The sequence below is a fragment of the Micromonospora gifhornensis genome, assembly GCF_016863515.1.
In the GTDB taxonomy this organism is placed as follows: domain Bacteria; phylum Actinomycetota; class Actinomycetes; order Mycobacteriales; family Micromonosporaceae; genus Micromonospora; species Micromonospora gifhornensis.
On the sequence record NZ_BOPA01000010.1, the window covers coordinates 113,349 to 132,765 of the forward strand.

Sequence of the window (19,417 nt, forward strand, 5' to 3'; positions counted from 1 at the left end):
GCCGGATCTGGACCCACAGTCACCGACGGGCCTCGGTGACTGGACACCGGAGCTGCTCGGCCCGGGTCAGGTGTTGCCTGTGGTCTCCGCGCCGCACCCGGTGCTCAGCCGGGCCGGTGCGCCGGTCGACCCGACCGCGGAGGAGACCGTACGGCTGGCTGCCGATCTGGTCGCCACGATGCGGGTGTCGCCGGGCTGCGTGGGTCTGGCCGCGCCGCAGGTGGGTGTGGGAGCGCAGGTGTTCGCGGTGGACGTGACGGGGCACGCCAAGGCGGTCACCGTGCACGGCACGTTCGTGCTCTGCAACGCCCGAGTGGTCGAGGCGACCCGATGGAAGGCGGGCCGGGAGGGGTGCATGTCGGTTCCCGATCTCACCGGGGACGTCAAGCGCGCCAGCCGGCTCGTTGTCGAGGGGGCGTTGCCCGGCAGCGGTGAGCAGGTCCGCCTGGTGACGGACGGTTTCGAGGCGCGCGCCCTGCAACACGAGATCGACCACTGCGCCGGGCTGCTCTTCCTGGACCGGGTGGCCGGCGCGCACGCGATCTATCAGCGCAAGGTCTATCTCTGAACCGGCCGCGCCGGTACGAAGAGTGACGACCCTGGTCGGGTCTGTCGACAGTGGAGGATGGGTTCCGATGGCTCCGTTCTGCCTCGGCGCGTCGTTACCGTCCGTTCTGCACGACGCCGCTACGGTGGGGGCATCATGCGTCTGACGGTCGGCCCCCTGCCTCCCGCCGTGTACTGGCGGCGTCGCGCCGTCGTGCTCGGCGCGGTCCTGCTTTTCCTGATTGTGCTGCTCTACTCGTGCAACGGCCCGCGTGGCGGCAACGATGCGACCGGGGGCGACCAGCCCGATCCGGGCGTCTCCGGCACGCCGGAGCCCACTACCTCGGTGCTGACGCCCCAGACCGGTTCGCCGCCGCCGTCGTCGTCGGGTGACGCCGGTGCCGGTCCGGCCACACCGACCGAGACCCCCGAGCCCGGGTCGAGCCTGACAAACAATCCGCCGGCCGTCGCACCCGTGGCCGACGAGGGCACCTGCACGGACGCGGAACTCTCGGTGACCGCTGTGGCGCTGCCTGCGAAGGTGGTCCGGGGTGCCTCGGTGGACCTGCACCTGAAGGTCCGCAACCGGGCCGACCGAACGTGCAATCGGGATGTCGGTGCGACCGCCCAGGAGATCTACATCAAGTCCGGTGCCGAGGTGGTCTGGTCGTCGGACACCTGCGGCACCGCCGCCGGGTCGGACGTGCAGTCCTTCACCTCGGGCTTTGAGCGCTCGTACCAGGTGGGCTGGAACGGCAAGGACAGCAGCCGGTGCGCCAACGGGCTGGCGAGCGGCGAAACCCCGCCCGCCGGGACGTACGAGGTCTTCGCTCGGGTGGGTACCAAGCTGAGCCAGCCGGTCAAGCTCGTCCTCACCGACTGAGCGAGCGTCAGACGTACCGCTCCAGGATGGACGCCTCGGCGAGCCGGGACAGGCCCTCGCGTACGCCTCGGGCCCGGGCGTCGCCGACGCCCTCGACGGCCTGCAGATCCTCCACGGTGGCACCGAGCAGCCGCTGGAGACTGCCGAAGTGCAGCACCAGCCGGTCCACCACGGCCACCGGCAGCCGGGGCACCTTGGCCAGCAGCCGGAAACCGCGAGGGCTGACCGCCGCGTCCAGCGCGTCGGAGGCGGCCGGGTAGCCGATGGCCTTGGCGACCGAGACCAGGTCGATCAGCTCGGTGGCGGTGAGCAGGTCCAGCTCGACCAGGGCCTCGTCGAGCGTGCGGGGCTTCCGACCGGTCGGCAGGTAGTCCCGGATGACAAGCGTGCGGTCGGCGTCCACCCCGGCCATCAACTCGTCGAGCTGGAGGGCGAGCAACCGGCCGTCGGTGCCCAGCTCCACCACGTAGCCGGCGATCTCGTCGGCGATCCGGCGGACCATCTCCAGCCGCTGCACCACGGCCACCGCGTCACGCACGGTGACCAGGTCCTCGATCTCCAGCGCCGAGAGCGTGCCGGAGACCTCGTCCAGCCGGAGCTTGTAACGCTCCAGGGTGGCCAGCGCCTGGTTGGCCCGGGACAGGATCGCCGCCGAGTCGTCGAGCACGTGCCGTTGCCCGTTGACGTAGAGGCTGATGATCCGCATCGACTGGCTGACCGAGATCACCGGGTAGCCGGTCTGCCGGGCGACCCGCTCGGCGGTGCGGTGCCGGGTGCCGGACTCCTCAGTCGGGATGGTCGGATCGGGCATCAGGTGCACCGCGGCGCGGACGATCCGGGTGCCGTCACTGGACAGCACCACCGCGCCATCCATCTTGCACAGCTCGCGGACCCGGGTGGCGGAGAACTCGACGTCGAGCGGGAAACCGCCGGTGCACAGCCCTTCGACCACCTTGTCGTAGCCGAGCACGATCAGGGCGCCCGTCCGCCCGCGCAGGATGCGTTCCAGACCGTCGCGCAGTGCGGTGCCGGGTGCCATCAGGGCCAGATTGGCGCGCAGCGGATCGCCGGCGCTGCCACCCCCGGTCACGCTGATGCTGATCGGACGGGCGGGCGAGCCCACGGCGCCGGTGCGGGCGTGGGGCGTCGCGCCGGCAGGCTTGGTGGTATCGCGGTCGACTGGCACGGGCACAGTCTACGGACTGCCGTGCGGTGGGTGCTCCTGTGGTTACTGTGATGTGTCACGATCCGTCCCTCCGTCCGGGCCGGGCGGAATCACCCGGGACGTGGCTTTCATTCCGCCGATGCCCGGGCTGCCGCCTGAAGCGCCGAACGGACGTTGTCGACCTCGATCACCCGCATCTGGTCGGGACCGGCACCGGTGCTGGTCGGCCCGCAGCCCGGTGGCACCAGGGCCAGCCGGAAGCCGAGTCGGGCCGCCTCGGTCAGCCGGCGGGGCACCGCGCCGACGCGGCGTACCTCACCGGTCAGACCGACCTCGCCGATCGCCACGAGGTGGGGTGCGATGGCCAGGTTGAGGCCGCCGGAGGCGACGGCGAGCGCGACCGCCAGGTCTGCCGCCGGCTCCACCACCCGGATGCCCCCGACGGTGGCCGCGAAGACCTCCCGGTCGTGCAGGGTGAGTCGCTCGGTGCGGCGCTGCAGCACCGCGAGCACCATCGCCAGACGGGCCGAGTCCAGACCCGAGACGGTACGCCGGGGGGAGCCGGCCACCGTGGCACCGATCAGCGCCTGCACCTCGGTGACCAGGGCCCGCCGTCCCTCCATCGCCACCGTCACGCAGGTGCCCGGCACCGGCTCGGCGTAGCGGGTGAGGAACAGCCCGGACGGGTCGGCGAGGCTGCTGATGCCGCCCTCGTGCATCTCGAAGCAGCCCACCTCGTCGGCCGCGCCGAAACGGTTCTTGACCCCGCGCACCATCCGCAGCGACGAGTGCTTGTCGCCCTCGAAGTGCAGCACCACGTCGACCAGGTGCTCCAGCACCCGAGGGCCGGCCACCTGGCCGTCCTTGGTGACGTGGCCGACCAGCACGGTGGCGATCCCGCGTTCCTTGGCGACCGAGACCAGCGCGGCGGTGACCGCCCGCACCTGGGTGACCCCGCCGGGCACCCCCTCGGTGCCGGTGGTGGAGATGGTCTGCACCGAGTCGAGCACCAGCAGGCCGGGCTTGACGGCGTCGAGGTGACCGAGCACCGCCGCCAGGTCACTCTCGGCGGCCAGGTAGAGCTGGTCGTGCAGGGTGCCCATCCGCTCGGCCCGTAGCCGCACCTGGCTGACCGACTCCTCGCCGCTGACCACCAGCGACGGGCTGCCCGCGCCGGCCGCCCACTGCTGGGCCACGTCGAGCAGCAGGGTCGACTTGCCGACACCGGGCTCACCGGCGAGCAGCACCACCGCCCCCGGCACCAGCCCGCCGCCGAGCACCCGGTCGAGCTCGCTGACGCCGGTGGGCCGGGCCCGGGCCGGTGCCGCGCTGATGGTGGCGATCGGCCGGGCCGGCTCGGCGGGCATCCGGGAGCTGACCACCCGTCCCGAGACGGTGGGACCGGTGATCGTGCACTCGACCACCGAACCCCATTCGCCGCATTCGGGGCAGCGTCCCACCCACTTCGGTGGCTGGTGACCGCAGGCGTCGCACTCGTACGCGGGCCGGGGCTCGCGGGCGGAGGCCCTGCCGCGCCCACCGGTGGTGCCGCGCCCACCGGCGGCGCCTCGGGCCGGAGTCGATCGGGAGATGCTCACCCCAGCGACGCTAACCCCCGGGTACGACGACGGCGCCGCCGGCATGGGGTCACCACGCCGGCGGCGCCGGAATTCGGTCGGGCGGGACCTGCCGCCCGGTGGGTCAGTGGCCGCCTTCGCCCTCGAACTCGGTGTGCCGCTCGATGATGGGCGAGGGCGGCGGCGGCGGGGTGAGCGGCACGGCCACCGGGGCCGGGCTGGTGATCTGGTCGCCGCCACCGAAGTCGAATTCGACTGTGATGTTCTGGCCCGCCAGCACGGCCCCGTTCAGCCCGATGAGCTGCAGCACCCGGTCACCCTCGGTGTTCAGCTGCACGTAGCTCAGCGGCGGGATCTCGATCCGGGCCGGCTGGCTGTCCGGCGACGAGGTCGGATCCGGCGACGGCGAGTCGTCGGGCGAGGGGGAGTCGTCGGGCGAGGGGGAGTCGTCGGGCGAGGGCGAGCCGGTCGGTGAGGGGGAGCCGGTCGGCGACGGGCTCGCGGTGGGCGACGGGCTGGTCGCCGCACGGACCGTGGTGAGCACGACCTCGCGGGCGTCCGGCGAGGTGACCGTCACGGTGATCGGGTTGTGCGTGTCGTTGTAGAAGACCGCGTTCAGCACAGCGTTGTCGCCGGCCTGGTAGCCCTCGACGCCCGGGTACGCGACCAGGACGCCTTGCACGCCGTACTTGCCCTCGGCGCCCTGGAGGTTGACGCCCTGGACCGACGGCACCTTGTTGGCCGTCTCGGAGATCTGGCCGGCGCCGCACCCGGACAGCAGCAGCGCCGCTGCCGCCGCGATTCCGGGCAGCAGTACGGCAGCTCGCCGGGATCCCCTGATCGAGCGCGTCACGTCGGTCCTCCTCGTCACGATCACTACCCGGCTAACCCGCCGGACCCGCTGGCCATGCCCGCGCAGACCGCGCTCCAGGGTAGTTGGAGCTGATCGTGGGCCGCACGCCGACCCGGTGCTGCCACCTGCCCGGGTGAGGCTCAGACCAGCCGACCACTCGTGACCAGCAGCACGACATCGATCAGAGCTACCAACATCATCGCCCGGAAGGCGGCCACCGGGCGGACGCCGGCTCGTTCGGCGCTGCGACCGGCGTACCAGGCGCTTGCGGTGATCATCAGGGCGGCGGCGACTGTTGCGAGGCCCACGCCCGACGGCGGGCCGGGCGGGCCGAGCACAAGCGTGCCGGTCGCCGCGACCAGCAGCCCGACGGCCGCCAACCGGCTACCCGCCGGGCCCAGCCGGTGTGGCAGCCCGCGTACCCCCGTCCGGGCGTCGTCGGCGAAGTCGGGCAGCACGTTGGCGAAGTGTGCGCCCGCGCCGAGCAGGGCGGCGGCGGCGACCAGCCAGAAGGGCGGGGCGGGTGCGCCGGGCAGGGCCAGGACCACGAAGGCGGGCAACGCGCCGAAGGAGATCGCGTACGGCAGTACCGAGATCGCCGTCGACTTCAGCGGCCAGTCGTAGAGCAGGGCCGAGACCAGCCCGATGGTGGCCCAGAGCGCGGCCACCGGGTCCGTGGTCAGCGCCACCGCCACGGTGGTGATGGCGGCCAGCGTCGCGGCCACCGCCACCAGCCGGCGGCTGACCAGCCCGGCGGCGACCGGCTTGTCGGCCCGGCCGACCAACGCGTCCCGGTCGGCGTCGACCAGGTCGTTGGTCCAGCCGACGGCGAACTGACTGGCCGCCACGGTGATCGCCACCGTGGCGATGCCGTGGGGCTGGTGACCGGTGCCGGCGGCGAGCAGGGCGGCCACTGTGGTGACTGCCGCCGTCGGCTCCGGATGGCTCGCCCTGACCAGCCCTAACACCGTCGACGACATAACGGAAGTCTGGTCGTTACCCGTCAGTCGTGCCACGCTCGATGTCATGCGTGATGCCGGCCTGAGCCTGCCCCGCAACGATCCGCGCCAGTACGACGACCTGGCCGGCGAATGGTGGCGGCCGGACGGCGCCTTCGCCATGCTGCACTGGCTCGCCCGGGCCCGGGCGGCCCTGGTGCCCCCGGCGGCACGTCCGGGTGCACTCCTGGTCGACCTCGGTTGCGGTGCCGGCCTGCTCGCCCCGCACCTGGTCGGCAAGGGTTACCGGCACGTCGGGGTGGACCTGACCCGCTCGGCGCTGATCCAGGCGGCCGACCACGGTGTCACCGTGGTCAACGGTGACGCCACGGCGGTGCCGCTCGCCGACGGCTGTGCCGACGTGGTCGCCGCCGGCGAACTGCTCGAACACGTCCCGGACTGGCGCGCCGCGGTCGCGCAGGCGTGCCGGTTGCTGCGACCGGGCGGCCTGCTCGTGCTCGACACGCTCAACGACACGGCCCTGAGCCGGCTGGTCGCGGTCCGGATCGCCGAACGGCTGCCCACCGTGCCGCGTGGCATCCACGACCCACGGTTGTTCGTGGACGATCGTGAGTTGGTCGCCGAGTGCGCCCGACACGGGGTGGACCTGCGGGTGCGTGGCGTCCGCCCGGCCGTGCCCGGCCTGCTGCGCTGGTTGCTCCGCCGGGCTCGTGGCATCGGGACGCCGCCGGACCAGGTGCCGCGCATCGTGCCGACGGCCTCGGCCGCCGTGCTCTACCAGGGCCACGGGGTACGCGACGGATAGCGGAACTCGACGGGGGGTATGGGGATGGGCGAGGAGGGTTCCATGAACGAGCGTCATCGGGTGGGTGGTCGGCGGGGCGCGGTGGCCCGCGTCGATGCGGAGCGCCGGCATGGGTGAAGCGGCCGCGGCCGCGGCTCGCCGGTTGGCGCCCCGGTTGGCGGCGCGGGCCGCCGAGCATGACCAGGCCGGTTCGTTCCCGGCCGCCGACTTCGCCGATCTGCGCGCGGCCGGACTGTTCGGGTTGATGGTCCCCGCCGAGCTCGGTGGTGCGGGCGCCACCTTCGCCGAGTACGCAGCCGTCGCCACCGAGCTGGCCCGCGGCAACGGCGCGACGGCACTGGTGTTCAACATGCACGCCTCGGTCACCGGCGCGCTGGGGGCGGTCACCGAGGAACTGGCCGAGGCGCTCGGCGTACCGCAGGAGGCGCTTGCCGCCCGGGACCGGTTGCTGCGGGCGGCGGCCGACGGGGCGTGGTACGCCGTCGCGATGAGCGAACGCGGCGCCGGCGCTCGACTGTCCCAGCTCAGCACGGTGTACGAGCCGGTCGACGGCGGCTGGCGGATCAAGGGCAGCAAGACGTTCTGTTCCGGTGCCGGTCACGCCGACGGCTACCTGGTGGCCGCCCGCAGCGCGACCGACCCGTCGATCGTCTCGCAGTTCCTGGTTCCGGCGGGGGAGGGTCTGACCGTCGAACCGACCTGGGATTCCCTCGGCATGCGGGCCACCGCCTCGCACGACCTGCACCTGGACGTCACGGTGCCGACCGACCGGCTGCTCGGCGGGGTGGAGGGTCTGGCCCTGGTGGTCGCCCAGCTCATGCCGCACTGGCTGGTTGCCAGCTACGCCGCCGTCTACGTCGGGGTGGCCCGGGCGGCGATCGACGCGGCGGCGGAGCACCTCAACGCTCGCAACCTCGCCGGCCTGCCGGCGGTACGCGCCCGCCTCGGTCGGGCCGACGCCGCAGTGGCGGCGGCACAGCTGACGGTGGCCGAGGCGGCCCGCCGGGTCGACGAGGCACCCGGTGACGCGGAGACCAACCGGTGGGTGTGGCGGGCCAAGCTGCTGGCCGGTACGACCGCCGCCGACGTGGCGGCATCCGTGCTGGAGGCGGCGGGCACCTCCGCCACCCGACGTGGCCACCCGTTGGAGCGCCTCTACCGGGACGCCCGGTGCGGGTCGCTGCATCCGGCCACCTCTGACGTCTGCGCCGACTGGCTCGGTGTCGCCGCCCTCGGTGGTGACCCGGACCGTGAGGGCTCGGCCCCTCGTTGGTGAGGGTGGTAGGTCCGACCAGAAGGAGGGTGAAGCCGTGTCGGTACCGGTGATCGCGGGCCTGGGCACGGCTTCGCCGCCGTCGGCGGACCAGGACGAGTTGTGGGAGCGGTTCTTCTCCCGGCACTACTCCGGCAGCACCCGTGCGCTCGCCGAGCGGATCTTCGCGAACTCGGGGGTCGACCGGCGACAGGCCGCGGTCAACCCGTTGATCGAGGACGTCTCCGACTGGCCGACCGAGCGGCGGATGCGCCGATACCAGGTCGAGGCACTGCCGCTGGGTAAGGAGGCGGTGGGCCGGGCGTTGACCGCCGCCGGGCTGGCGGCCGGTGACATCGGGCTGTTCGTCGTCTGTTCCTGCACCGGGTACGCCACGCCGGGGCTGGACATCCTGCTCGCCCGGGACCTGGGCATGGCCCCGTCGACCCAGCGGATGTTCGTGGGTCACATGGGTTGCTACGCGGCGTTGCCCGGGCTGGGCGCGGCGAGTGACTTCGTGACCGCGCGGGGACGGCCGGCGCTGCTGCTCTGTGCCGAGCTGACCAGCCTGCATCTGCAACCGTCGTCGGCGAGGGTGGACACCCAGCAGATCATCTCGCACGCGCTCTTCTCGGATGCCGCCGTCGCCGCCGTGGTGGTTCCCGGCGGCCGCGGGTACGCCGTACGCGCGGTCACCTCGGTCACCGACTCGTCCACCGCCGATCACATGACCTGGGACGTGACCGACACCGGCTTCCGGATGGGGCTGTCCCCCAAGGTGCCGCAGGTGCTCTCGGCCCACGTCCGGGGTCTGGTCGACGAGCTGTTGACCGGTCACGGCAGCAGCCTGTCCGCCGTCGACGGTTGGGCCGTACACCCGGGGGGACCGCGCATCCTCAACGTGGTCGAGCAGGAGTTGGCCCTGGCCCCTGCCGCGCTGACCGCCTCTCGGCAGACCCTTGCCGAGCACGGCAACTGCTCGTCTCCCACCGTGCTGCTGATTCTCGACCGGCTGTTGCGGTACGCGCCGTCGCCACGTCGAGTGGTGATGCTCGCCTTTGGACCCGGGTTGACCCTTTACGCAGCGTTGCTGGAACGTCAGGCCTGAGCGGCTCGGCGGCGGCTACCCTTCAGGGGTGGACGTCGATGCCATTTCCCGCTTGCGTGGGGCCTTGCTGGTCGGGATCGGCGTCGCCGCGTTGGCCCTGGGCGGCTGGTGGTGGCGGGCGGAAGCCCCGGCGTCGCCGCCGGCGGGGGAGCGCACCGAGGTCGCGTCGGAGGATGCCGTCTGGCAGGCGGATCGGAGCAGGTTCCGACAGGAGCCGGGCACATCCTCGTCGATCGTGATCGAGTCCACCACCGGCACGGTGCTTGTCGATCCGCACACCGGGCAGGTGATCGGGTCCGTTGCCGAGAGCGACGCCGGCCGTGGCGCGGGACGGGGTACCGCCCGACACGCGGCGGTGTGGACCGAGCGGGCCTCGCTGAACGCGGGCACGGCGCTGGCCCGGGAGTCCCGGCTCGATCGCGACGAGCGGAATGTGCTGGTCTTCAGTTGCACCGGTCCCGGCGAGCTGCTGGTCACCGTCGTGGGCGCCAGAGCCGGCGATCCGCTGACGGCGGCCTGCGACGGCACAGTGATCACGACGGAGATGGTCGGCACCGGCGCGAACGTGACAGTGCTGTTCTCCACCGCCGGTGCGGCGCCGCTACAACTGGTGGCCCGCCTGGTCGACCCGTCCTGAGCAGGCGGGCTTCAGCCGGCCAGGACGGCCAGTTCCCCCTGGTAGTCGGCGACCGAACCGACTGCGGGGACCACCAGCACGATTCGACCGGTGCGGTCGGCGAGCAGGGCGGTCACCGCGTCCGGGCGGGCCGGCAGGTGCAGGAAGGCGCGCAGCCCGCCGGCCGGATCGCCGAGGGCGCGTGCATTGCTGCCCGCAGGAGCTGTTCGAGGGCGTTGCGCCCCGACGGTGACGACGTTGACGCCGACGGGTGCCACCGCGGCCGCCTCGGTGACCCGATGCGGGCAGGCGCACCCGTCCACCAGCAGCACCACCGCCGGCAGCAGCCCGCGCAGCGGCACCGGCGACTGTTCGGCGTCGACGAGGTCCAGTGCCGGTAACGCCCGCCCGTTGAACTGGGTGGGTGTGGGTTCGGGCCCCGCCGTGGCCGGTTCGGGAGTTCCCCTGCCGGCGCGGGGCCAGGTGACGGTGACCAGGCCGGCGACGGTGGCGATGACCGCGACGAGCAGCACCAGCACGGGCGCCGTCGGGAGACGCCACCGCCGGGGTGGGCCCACCATCTGCGTACGCAGCTCACGGCGGACCTGTTCGGCCTCTGCGGCCAGCGCGGAGGCGTCGTCCGGCACGACCACCCGACCCCACTCGGGAGGCAGGTCGGGCAGCCCGGGACCGTCGGCGTCAGCCTTGCCCATCACGACCCCCTGGTGCTTCCTGGGTACGCGGACAGTGGCCTCTCCAGCGTCCCGTACTGCGCGCGGTCCCGCTACCGCTGCCCACACTTGGGTACGGCGAGATATCATGGGGTGGGTGCGTAGCCTTTGATCTCTGGTTACTTGATCTTTGAGTGCCTGATCATCGGGTGTCTGAGCAATGAGGTACTTGATCTCTGGCGTGGGCGGAAATCGCTGACGTAGAGGTATTGGTCTGCAGACGTATTGATCATTGGTGGGTTGATCATTGACGGGCACGCCGAGGATCACGGCCTTTTCGTCGGCCATGCCCGATGGGTCATCTTCGGATTACAGAGCGTGCTCGAATCATCGGATCGGTCATATGTCAAGCCGAAGAAAGACCTCTCACAGGGCCCCTGAGCTGCGCCAACGGTCAGGACAGCGGTGAGACATCGGTGCCTGAGCGTGTTACCCTAGACACAGCGAAAGGGGTTTCGAACCTATGGTTTTCAGTGTCGGCGAGACCGTTGTTTACCCCCACCACGGGGCCGCACTCATCGAGGCAATCGAGACTCGGGTCATCAAGGGCGAGCCCAAGCAGTACCTCGTCCTGAGGGTCGCGCAGGGTGACCTGACGGTCCGGGTGCCTGCCGAGAACGCCGAGATCGTGGGTGTGCGCGAGGTGGTGGGCGAAGAGGGCCTGGGCAAGGTCTTCGACGTTCTCCGGGCTCCGCACACCGAGGAGCCGACCAACTGGTCGCGACGTTACAAGGCGAATCTGGAGAAGTTGGCCTCCGGCAATCCGCTGAAGGTGGCCGAGGTCGTCCGCGACCTGTGGCGCCGGGAGCGGGAGCGGGGCCTTTCCGCAGGTGAGAAGCGCATGCTCGCCAAGGCCCGGGACATTCTCGTCGGCGAGGTCGCGTTGGCCGAAAAGAGCACCAAGGACGAGGCGGAGACGTTGCTCGACAAGGTGCTGACCGAGGCCTAGTCCGCACAGCATCGTCGTACCCACTTCGTAGCGAAGAAACCATCGAGGACCGCGACGTGACCGCGCAGCTGAATCCGCGCGGTGACGTCGCGGTCCTCGTGCCTGCGGCCGGTGCCGGCGTACGCCTCGGCCCCGGCCGACCCAAGGCGCTGCGGCTGTTGGCCGGGGAGCCGCTGCTGGTGCACGCGGTCCGTCGGCTGGCTGCCGCCGCGTCGGTGCACACCATCGTGGTGGCTGCCCCGATCGCCGAGGTCGCGGCCGTACGTGACCTGCTCGCCCCGATCGCACCGGTCACCGTGGTACCCGGTGGGGCCGAACGGCAGGAGTCCGTGGCCGCCGCCCTTGCCGCCGTGCCCGTCGGGCCCGACATCGTCCTGGTGCACGACGCGGCCCGCGCCCTGACCCCGCCCGCCCTGGTGGAGTCGGTGGCAGCCGCGGTGCGCTCGGGCCACGACGCGGTCATCCCGGTACTCCCGGTGGTCGACACGATCAAGGAAGTCGACGCGGATGAGCTGGTGCTCGGCACCGTCGACCGCCGAGCGCTGCGGGCGGTGCAGACCCCGCAGGGGTTCCGCCGGTCGGTACTGGCCGCCGCGCACGCCGCCGCCGGTGACGCGTTGACCGACGACGCCGGGCTGGTGGAGAAACAGGGCGTACCGGTGTTCTGTGTTCCCGGCTCGGATCACGCCCTGAAGATCACTCGCCCCTTCGATCTCGCGTTGGCTGAGCACCTGCTGGCGACCGATCTCCGGACGCGTACCCTCGATTCATGATCGTTCCTCGGGTGGCCATCGGCACGGACGTGCACGCCTTCGAGGCCGGCCGACCCTGCTGGGTGGCCGGCCTGCACTGGCCGGACCAGGACGGGTTGGCCGGGCACTCCGACGCCGACGTGGCCGCGCACGCGGCCTGCAACGCGCTGCTCTCCGCCGCCGGGCTGGGTGACCTCGGCGCCAACTTCGGGGTGGGGCAGCCGGAGTGGGCCGGGGCGAGTGGGGTACGCCTGCTGGTCGAGACCGCGCGCCGGGTCCGCGCCGCAGGCTTCGCCATCGGCAACGTGTCCGTGCAGGTCGTGGGGGTACGACCCAAGATCGGTCCACGCCGGGAGGAGGCCGAGCAGGTGCTGTCGGAGGCGGTCGGCGCCCCGGTCACGTTGTCCGCCGCGACCACCGACGGGCTGGGTTTCACCGGGCGCGGAGAGGGACTCGCCGGGATCGCGGTGGCCTTGGTGTACGCCCAGCCGAGCGCCTAGGCTCGCGCGATGTCCGCCGACGTACCCGCCGACCCGCCCGCCGCCGACGGCTACCTGCAGCGCGCCACCCTCCTCGCCGAGCTGGGCCGCTACGACGAAGCGGTCGGTGAACTCGGTTTCGCGCTCGCCCTCGACCCCGCCCACGTGGAAACGCTCGTCATGCTCGCCCGGGTGCAGCTGGCCGCCGACCGGCCCGTCGAGGCGTTGGCCGCCGCCGAATCCGCCGTTGCCGCCGCGCCGGGGCAGGTTCCCCCGCTCGTCCTGCGTGGCCTGGCTCTCGGCGACCTGGAACGGTACGGCGAGGCCGCGGGTACCGCCGACGAGATCCTGGCCCTGGGCCCGCAGGACGCGTACGCCCAACGCAGCGCGGCGGCGATCCTGGCTGGTTCCCGCAACGGCCAGCCGGCCCTGAACGCCGCCTGGCACGCGGTGGAGTTGGCACCCGAGGAACCCCAGGGGCACCTGGTGCTCGGCCTGGTGGCGGCGAACATGCGGATGTTCGATCTCGCCGAGCGGGCCTACCGGGAGGCGTTGCGACTGGACCCGCGACTGGCCGAGGTCAGTGAGGACGTCGGCGTGCTGCGGTTGGAACAGCGACGCTGGAGCGCCACCCTGGAGCAACTCGCCGAGGCCGCCGTGCCGACGCTGCCGCCTACCGATCCCCGCCGGACCGAGGTGAACCGTCCGGAACAGGCTCCCGACGATCTGCCCCGGCAGGGCCCGTACCCGCCCAGCGGTCCGGGCACCAACCAGCAGCCCGGCTGGCCGACCGAGGGTCGTACCGAGTCGGGCGGGCCGGCTGAGGGTCGGACCGGGCCGGGCGGGCCGGCTGACGGGGGTACCTGGCCGAGCGGTCCGCCGGCCGACGGGGGTACCTGGCCGAGCGGACCGCCGGCGGGGTGGGACACGCCTGCTGGCGAGCGCCGCCCGGGGCCTGTTCCCAGCGCGGGTGGGGAGCAGCCGGGCCACGGTGCAGCCGAGTTCCCTGAGCCGGGCCGGCTCGGCGAGCCGGTGGATGCGGGTCGGGCCGGCACCGGTCCGTTCGTCGCGCGTCGTCCGGTGCCGGCGGCGCTGCGGCAGTTCGTGCTCTGGGGGGCCGGCTGGTCGATGGTGGCCGCCATCGTGATCGCCTGTTCGGCGACCACCGGTTCCGGGTTCTCCCGGTTCATGGCGGTGCTGGCGGCCGCCGGCGGGGGCATCGTGCTCTGGCGGCACGCGTCCCGACTGCCAGGCCTGACCCGGACCGTGCTGCCCGTACTGCGGCGAACCGACCGTCCGCTGGTCCTGGCCGTGTACGCGGCAGCCGCCGCGCCCGCGCTGATCCTGCTCTACGCCCTGGTCGGCACGCCCTGGCCGCTGGTGCTCTCCATCGGCATCGCCACCGTCGCCCAGTTGACGATCGTCTCGCGCCCGGTGGCCTGAGTCCCGCCGCCGCCGTGCGGCAGGCAACGGGCCTGGCGTTGGTGCGACGTGCGCAGCTCTGACGCCGACGACCCTGGCGCGTTAAGAAGGGGCCCCTTCACCTCGCGAGGCGTTAACAAGGGGCCCTTCCTTCGTCAGCGGCGGGACCAGGTCCAGGCGTAGGCGTCGTCCTCGCAGTCGGCTGCCGCGTCGCACAGGTCGAGCGGGCGGAAGGTGTCGACCATGACGGCCAACTCGTCGAAGAAGTCGACACCGATCGAGCGTTCCGCGGCACCGGGCTGGGGGCCGTGGGTGAAGCCGGACGGGTGCAGCGAGATGGAACCCTGCTCGATGCCGGAACCGCGTCGCGCCTCGTAGTTGCCGCCGGTGTAGAAGAGCATCTCGTCGGAGTCGACATTGTGGTGGTGGTACGGCACCGGGATGGCGTCCGGGTGGTAGTCGACCTTGCGGGGGACGAACGAGCAGATCACGAAGTTCGGGCCCTGGAAGGTCTGGTGCACCGGTGGCGGCTGGTGGATCCGGCCGGTGATCGGCTCGAAGTCGTGGATGGAGAAGGCCCACGGGTACATGTGACCGTCCCAGCCGACCACGTCGAACGGGTGGTTGGCGTAGACGTGGCGGGTCCAACCGCGCCGGTGGCGTACCAGCACCTCGACGTCGGTGCCGTCGACCAGCAGCGGCGCGTCCGGTCCCCGGACGTCCCGCTCGCAGTACGGCGAGTGTTCCAGGAACTGGCCGCGCACCGAGAGGTAGCGCTTGGGTGGGCCGATGTGGCCGGTCGCCTCGACGGCCAGCAGCCGGGTCGGCGTGTCCCCGGTGGGCACCAACCGGTGCACCGTCGAGGTCGGAATGATCACGTAGTCGCCGGCCACCGCGTCCAGTACGCCGAAGGTCGACTCGACCCGCAGGGTGCCCGCCTCGACGTACAGGCAGTGGTCGCCGGTGGCGTCGCGGAACAGCGGGGACGGCCGGTCGGCGAGCACGTAGGCGATGCGTACGTCGTCGTTGGCGAGCAGGTAACGCCGACCCAGGATGGGGTCGGCCCCGGTGCCGTCGAGCTTGTGGGTGCGCAGGTGCCGGGGCTTGAGCGGCAGGTTGGGCACCCGGGTCACGGCCGGCGGGGTGAACTCCTCGGCGGCGACGATCGCGGTCGGGGCGTACCGGTGGTAGAGCAGGGACGAGTCGGAGGAGAAGCCCTCCTGGCCCATCAACTCCTCGGTGTAGAGGCTGCCGTCGGGCTGCCGGAACTGGGTGTGGCGCTTGCGCGGCAGTTCGCCGACGCTGCGGTAGTACGGCATGTCGCCTCCCGGTCACCAGCTCGATGCGTCCGATTATCGGACGCTGTTGTCCGCTCCTTGTAGCGTCCCGTACATTCTTGTCTCGTGTCAACGCAGCTGCCCGCACTCGTCGCCGGCCTGGTCGACGACGCCGCCGTCTTCCCGCCGGGCAGCGCGTCGCTGCCCGACGCCGTCGCCGCCCACCGGCGACACCGCGCCGACTGGTACGCCGACCTCGTCGGCCCGCTGCTGCTGCCCGCCTCCAAGGTCGCGGCGGGCGAACTGAGCGGGCTGGTCGACCCGGCCGAGGGCTTCGTGATCGGGCTGATCGGCGACATCGGCCTCGACCGGCTGCCCTTCGCCCTGTCGTTCCTGCCGCCGCTCGGAGTGGCCGTCCGGCAGCTGGAGGCCCCGGTCGCCAAGCGGGGTGAGGACCCGCAGCCCGGCCTGGCCGAGCTGATCAACCTCACCGAGCGGCTGGACACCGTCGCCGTCTTCGCGGAGATCCCGTTGACGTTCGGCCTGACCGCCGCCCTGGACACGCTGGCCGAGGCGCGCTCCCGTGGGCTGTCGGTCGCCGCCAAGTTCCGTACCGGTGGGTTGGCCGCCGAGCTGTTCCCCACGCCCGCCGAGCTGGCCGCGGTCATCTGCGCCTGCCGGGACCGGCAGCTGCCGTTCAAGCTGACCGCCGGGTTGCACCACGCGGTGCGCCACCTCGACCCGGAAACCGGCATCACCCATCACGGCTTCGCCAACGTGCTGGCCGCGACGCTGGCCGCCGCCGAGGGCGCTGCGGTGGGGACGGTGACCGAGCTGCTCACCGTCCGCGACGAGCGACCCCTGGTGCAGCAGATCGAGGGCCGGCACGACCTGGCGCGTCCGCTGTGGATGGGCTTCGGCTCGTGCAGCATCGTGGAACCACTTACCGATCTGATCCGGCTGGGGCTGGTGAACGGGAGAAATCAGGCATGAGCGAGCGAGTGAGCTGGGTGGCGGGCGCGGAAGGGTCCGGTTTCGGCATCCAGCACCTGCCGTACGGGGTGTTCCGGGTCGGCGACGGGGAACCGCGCATCGGCGTACGCATCGCCGACGTGGTCCTGGACCTGGCCGCCGCGGAGGACGCCGGTCTGGTGCTGGCCGGCGGGGCGCTGCGCCGGCCGACGCTCAACACGTTCCTGGCGCTGGGTCGTCCGCAGTGGACCGCGGTGCGGCAGCGGATCACCGAACTGCTCACCGACCCGGCCCACCGGGTCGCCGTGGAGCCGCTGCTGGTGCCGCTGGAGCAGGTACGGATGGAACTGCCCATCGAGGTCGCCGACTACGTGGACTTCTACTCCTCGGAGCAGCATGCCTCGAACGTCGGCCAGATCTTCCGACCCGGCCAGCCGGCGCTGCTGCCCAACTGGAAGCACCTGCCGATCGGCTACCACGGGAGGGCCGGCACCGTGGTGGTCTCCGGCACCCCGGTGGTACGCCCGCAGGGCCAGCGGCCGAGCAAGGACGGGCCGGTCTTCGGCCCGTCGGTACGCCTCGACATCGAGGCCGAGGTCGGGTTCGTGGTCGGCGTACCCAGTCCGCTCGGCGCCCGGGTGGCCGCCGCCGACTTCGACGAGCACGTCTTCGGTGTGGTGCTGGTCAACGACTGGTCGGCCCGGGACATCCAGGCGTGGGAGTACCAGCCGCTGGGCCCGTTCCTGGGCAAGTCGTTCGCCACCTCGATCGCCGCCTGGGTGACCCCGCTGGACGCGCTGCGGAGCGCGTACGTGGCCGCGCCGGAGCAGGATCCGTCGGTCCTGGAATACCTGCGCGACGAGCCGCACGTCGGGCTGGACCTGCGGTTGACCGTGCAGTGGAACGGCGAGACGGTAAGCGAGCCGCCGTTCGCCGGGATGTACTGGACGCCGGCCCAGCAGTTGGCCCACCTGACCGTCAACGGCGCCTCACTGCGTACCGGTGACCTCTACGCTTCCGGCACCGTCTCCGGTGACCGGCGTGACCAGGTCGGCTCCTTCCTGGAACTCACCTGGGGCGGCGCCGAGCCGGTGACCGTGGGCGGGGCGGAACGCACGTTCCTGCTCGACGGCGACACCGTCACCATCACGGCCACCGCACCCGGACCGGACGGCTCCACCATCACGTTGGCCGAGGTTACGGGGATGATCGCGCCAGCCCGCTGACCCCTATCCGACAGGCCCACGCTGTCGCACCGGCTGTGCGATCAAGGGCCGTCACCGTCTTCGTTGATCGTCTCGGAATTCCGTCGCCACACCGCGCCGGGCTGACCGGTGCCCCCCGTTCCGGTCGGCCCGGTCGCGGCGGGCGGCATGTCGAACCCGAGGGAGATGACGACGATGCACGATCTCGTGGGCGCGGTCTGGCGTACCAGCAGCCGCTCCAATGACCAGGGTCTCTGCGTGGAGGTGGCCGACAACCTGGCCCGCCGCCACGGCGTGGTGGGTATACGTGACTCCAAGGACCAGGCCGGGCCGGTGCTGACGGTCAGCCCTCGGGGCTGGAGCGCGTTCGTCGGTGCGATCCGCGACGGCGACTTCGCCCGCTGACCGCCCAGGGTCTCCGGGGCGGACGATCTGCCCCGGGGCCCCGCATCATGATCTCGCCGCGTCGGCCGCCGACCTCCGCCGCAGCGCAGCCTGACCGCAGCCTCCGGGCCGTTCCGACTGGTGGGTAGGGTGCCGGGCGGGGAGGTGCGGCATGGGGTGGACGACGGGGCAGCGGCGGATCGTGGCAGCGGTGGCGGCGACCGGGGTCGCGGCGGCACTGGCGCTCGTCGCGTACCGCGTCCTGGCGCCGGCCGAGGTCAGCACCACCGCCCGAGGCGACTATCCCGCACGCAGCCAGCGGGCACCCGGGGTGGTGGGCCGGCTGCCGGTCGCCCCGTTGATCGTGGACGGCCGGCTGCGGGTGTACGCGGCACAGCGCCAGGTCTACGCCGACCAACCGGCCGACGGCCGGCACCGGAGTACGCCGTACTGGTCGTACCGCCGGTGGCCGGCGACCGTGGACGCGGTGGTGGCGAGCGGTACGACTGTGGTGAGCCGGTGGTCCGACGGCATGCTGGTGGCCCTCGACGCGCGTACCGGGCAGGTCGCCTGGCGCGCGGACGGCCCTGAGCCGGACCGGGAACGGGTCACCCGACGGACCGGGTCGGCGATCGTCTGGCAGCCTCGTGGCGTCTCCGTGGTCCGGACGGCCGACGGCCGGGATGCGGTGGTGACCTCCGGTGCCGGCGAGGTGCGGGCTGTGGACCTGGCTGGCGGCGCGCTGCTGTGGCAGGCCGAGGTGGGGCGTGGTTGCCGGGAGCCGGTCGGCGGCAGCGCCGACGGTCAGTTGCTCACCCTGGACCGCTGCGACGGTCCGACGGTAATCGAGTTCCGGGACGCGGCGACCGGGAAGGTGGGCGACCGGTGGCGTCCTCCGGAGGCCGGTGACGAGCTGACGGCGACCCTGATCGGCTGCGCTCCGACGGGCTGCGCGGCGTTGCGTACCGCCGGTCCGGACGACATGTCGGCCCGGGGTTGGTTGATCGGCTCCGGTGAGCCGGTTGCGGCTCGGGTGCTCGACGCAGCGGACGCCGAACTGCTCGACGGGACGGCCGTGACCCTGACGGACGGGCTGCTCGTCGGCCGCGCGGTGCGTAACGGCACCGAGCGCTGGCGGGCGTCGGTCGGGCCGGGCCGGTTGATCGCCGTTCAGTCGGGCCGGGCGCATGTGTTGACAGTGGAGAACGAGCTGGTCACGGTGGACGCGGCAAGCGGCCGTGAGCTGTCCCGGTTCGTCCTCAACGTGGGCTCCGACGGCACCGGGTGGGTGCCCGGGTCGGTGTACGCCGCTGACGGATACGTCGCGGTGGAACGGCTGCGGCGTCCAGTCGACCTCGATGGGGACGACCACGCTTACTACTTCACCGCAGAACCGTTGATCGTCGCCGCAACCTGATCAGCCCGAATATCCGCAAAGCGGACAAAGAAGACATATGCTGCTGGTTGTAGGTTGCGGGCCGG

At 72.2% G+C, this 19,417-nt stretch carries 19 protein-coding genes and 1 pseudogene; 14 read left to right on the forward strand and 6 right to left on the reverse strand.

What is annotated here, in order from left to right; all coding sequences use genetic code 11:
• The first annotated feature begins 7 nt into the window (after nucleotides 1-7).
• A complete protein-coding gene (locus Vgi01_RS05065) occupies nucleotides 8-568 on the forward strand; it encodes a peptide deformylase (RefSeq protein ID WP_102656023.1) in 561 nt (186 codons plus the stop codon).
• A gap of 135 nt (nucleotides 569-703) precedes the next feature.
• Nucleotides 704-1,429 carry a hypothetical protein gene (locus Vgi01_RS05070; protein WP_204290283.1) on the forward strand — a complete coding sequence of 242 codons (726 nt, stop codon included), beginning with the start codon at nucleotides 704-706 and terminating at the stop codon, nucleotides 1,427-1,429.
• Nucleotides 1,430-1,436: 7 nt separating this feature from the next.
• Here the strand turns inward: Vgi01_RS05070 and disA are convergent, their stop codons facing one another.
• The 4 genes from disA to Vgi01_RS05090 form a co-directional block, all read right to left on the reverse strand.
• Entirely contained in the window at nucleotides 1,437-2,615 is a 1,179-nt protein-coding gene (disA, locus tag Vgi01_RS05075; RefSeq protein ID WP_102655961.1) for a DNA integrity scanning diadenylate cyclase DisA, read from the reverse strand.
• Nucleotides 2,616-2,722: 107 nt separating this feature from the next.
• Nucleotides 2,723-4,192 (reverse strand): DNA repair protein RadA, encoded by a 1,470-nt coding sequence (radA, locus tag Vgi01_RS05080; protein ID WP_204290284.1) that lies wholly within the window; start codon nucleotides 4,190-4,192, stop codon nucleotides 2,723-2,725.
• Between the two features lie 103 nt (nucleotides 4,193-4,295).
• Nucleotides 4,296-5,024: a hypothetical protein gene (locus tag Vgi01_RS05085; RefSeq protein WP_204290285.1), complete on the reverse strand. Its 729-nt coding sequence runs from the start codon at nucleotides 5,022-5,024 to the stop codon at nucleotides 4,296-4,298.
• Between the two features lie 140 nt (nucleotides 5,025-5,164).
• A complete protein-coding gene (locus Vgi01_RS05090; RefSeq protein ID WP_373306864.1) occupies nucleotides 5,165-6,052 on the reverse strand; it encodes a UbiA family prenyltransferase in 888 nt (295 codons plus the stop codon).
• Here Vgi01_RS05090 and Vgi01_RS05095 point away from each other — a divergent pair.
• From Vgi01_RS05095 to Vgi01_RS05110, 4 genes are all read left to right on the forward strand, one after another.
• Nucleotides 6,051-6,788: a methyltransferase domain-containing protein gene (locus tag Vgi01_RS05095; RefSeq protein WP_204290287.1), complete on the forward strand. Its 738-nt coding sequence runs from the start codon at nucleotides 6,051-6,053 to the stop codon at nucleotides 6,786-6,788. The genes Vgi01_RS05090 and Vgi01_RS05095 overlap by 2 nt on opposite strands.
• A gap of 109 nt (nucleotides 6,789-6,897) precedes the next feature.
• A complete protein-coding gene (locus tag Vgi01_RS05100; RefSeq protein ID WP_204290288.1) occupies nucleotides 6,898-8,064 on the forward strand; it encodes an acyl-CoA dehydrogenase family protein in 1,167 nt (388 codons plus the stop codon).
• A gap of 34 nt (nucleotides 8,065-8,098) precedes the next feature.
• Nucleotides 8,099-9,148, forward strand: coding sequence for a type III polyketide synthase (locus Vgi01_RS05105; protein ID WP_204290289.1), 1,050 nt, complete (start codon nucleotides 8,099-8,101; stop codon nucleotides 9,146-9,148).
• A gap of 52 nt (nucleotides 9,149-9,200) precedes the next feature.
• Entirely contained in the window at nucleotides 9,201-9,785 is a 585-nt protein-coding gene (locus Vgi01_RS05110) for a hypothetical protein (protein ID WP_204290290.1), read from the forward strand.
• Nucleotides 9,786-9,796: 11 nt separating this feature from the next.
• Here the strand turns inward: Vgi01_RS05110 and Vgi01_RS05115 are convergent, their stop codons facing one another.
• Nucleotides 9,797-10,477, reverse strand: coding sequence for a hypothetical protein (locus Vgi01_RS05115; protein WP_204290291.1), 681 nt, complete (start codon nucleotides 10,475-10,477; stop codon nucleotides 9,797-9,799).
• Nucleotides 10,478-10,958: 481 nt separating this feature from the next.
• Between Vgi01_RS05115 and Vgi01_RS05120 the strand changes: the two genes are divergently transcribed.
• The 4 genes and pseudogenes from Vgi01_RS05120 to Vgi01_RS30470 all read left to right on the forward strand — a co-directional run.
• A complete protein-coding gene (locus Vgi01_RS05120) occupies nucleotides 10,959-11,444 on the forward strand; it encodes a CarD family transcriptional regulator (RefSeq protein ID WP_007073334.1) in 486 nt (161 codons plus the stop codon).
• 56 nt (nucleotides 11,445-11,500) lie between these two features.
• Nucleotides 11,501-12,217, forward strand: coding sequence for a 2-C-methyl-D-erythritol 4-phosphate cytidylyltransferase (ispD, locus tag Vgi01_RS05125; protein WP_102655953.1), 717 nt, complete (start codon nucleotides 11,501-11,503; stop codon nucleotides 12,215-12,217).
• Nucleotides 12,214-12,696 carry a 2-C-methyl-D-erythritol 2,4-cyclodiphosphate synthase gene (gene ispF / locus Vgi01_RS05130; protein WP_203223085.1) on the forward strand — a complete coding sequence of 161 codons (483 nt, stop codon included), beginning with the start codon at nucleotides 12,214-12,216 and terminating at the stop codon, nucleotides 12,694-12,696. The genes ispD and ispF overlap by 4 nt, the downstream gene beginning before the upstream one ends.
• A 9-nt stretch (nucleotides 12,697-12,705) precedes the next feature.
• Nucleotides 12,706-13,353, forward strand: a pseudogene (locus Vgi01_RS30470) (tetratricopeptide repeat protein); the annotation flags it as partial.
• 899 nt (nucleotides 13,354-14,252) lie between these two features.
• Here the strand turns inward: Vgi01_RS30470 and Vgi01_RS05140 are convergent.
• Entirely contained in the window at nucleotides 14,253-15,416 is a 1,164-nt protein-coding gene (locus tag Vgi01_RS05140) for a homogentisate 1,2-dioxygenase (protein WP_204290293.1), read from the reverse strand.
• Between the two features lie 84 nt (nucleotides 15,417-15,500).
• Between Vgi01_RS05140 and Vgi01_RS05145 the strand changes: the two genes are divergently transcribed.
• From Vgi01_RS05145 to Vgi01_RS05160, 4 genes are all read left to right on the forward strand, one after another.
• Nucleotides 15,501-16,367 carry a hypothetical protein gene (locus Vgi01_RS05145; RefSeq protein WP_204290294.1) on the forward strand — a complete coding sequence of 289 codons (867 nt, stop codon included), beginning with the start codon at nucleotides 15,501-15,503 and terminating at the stop codon, nucleotides 16,365-16,367.
• An 8-nt stretch (nucleotides 16,368-16,375) separates the two neighbouring features.
• Nucleotides 16,376-17,572: a fumarylacetoacetase gene (fahA, locus tag Vgi01_RS05150; RefSeq protein WP_204290422.1), complete on the forward strand. Its 1,197-nt coding sequence runs from the start codon at nucleotides 16,376-16,378 to the stop codon at nucleotides 17,570-17,572.
• Between the two features lie 174 nt (nucleotides 17,573-17,746).
• Nucleotides 17,747-17,956: a DUF397 domain-containing protein gene (locus tag Vgi01_RS05155; protein ID WP_102656020.1), complete on the forward strand. Its 210-nt coding sequence runs from the start codon at nucleotides 17,747-17,749 to the stop codon at nucleotides 17,954-17,956.
• Nucleotides 17,957-18,107: 151 nt separating this feature from the next.
• Complete coding sequence (locus Vgi01_RS05160) at nucleotides 18,108-19,352, forward strand: outer membrane protein assembly factor BamB family protein (protein WP_204290295.1); 1,245 nt, start codon at nucleotides 18,108-18,110, stop codon at nucleotides 19,350-19,352.
• The last annotated feature ends 65 nt before the right edge of the window (nucleotides 19,353-19,417 follow it).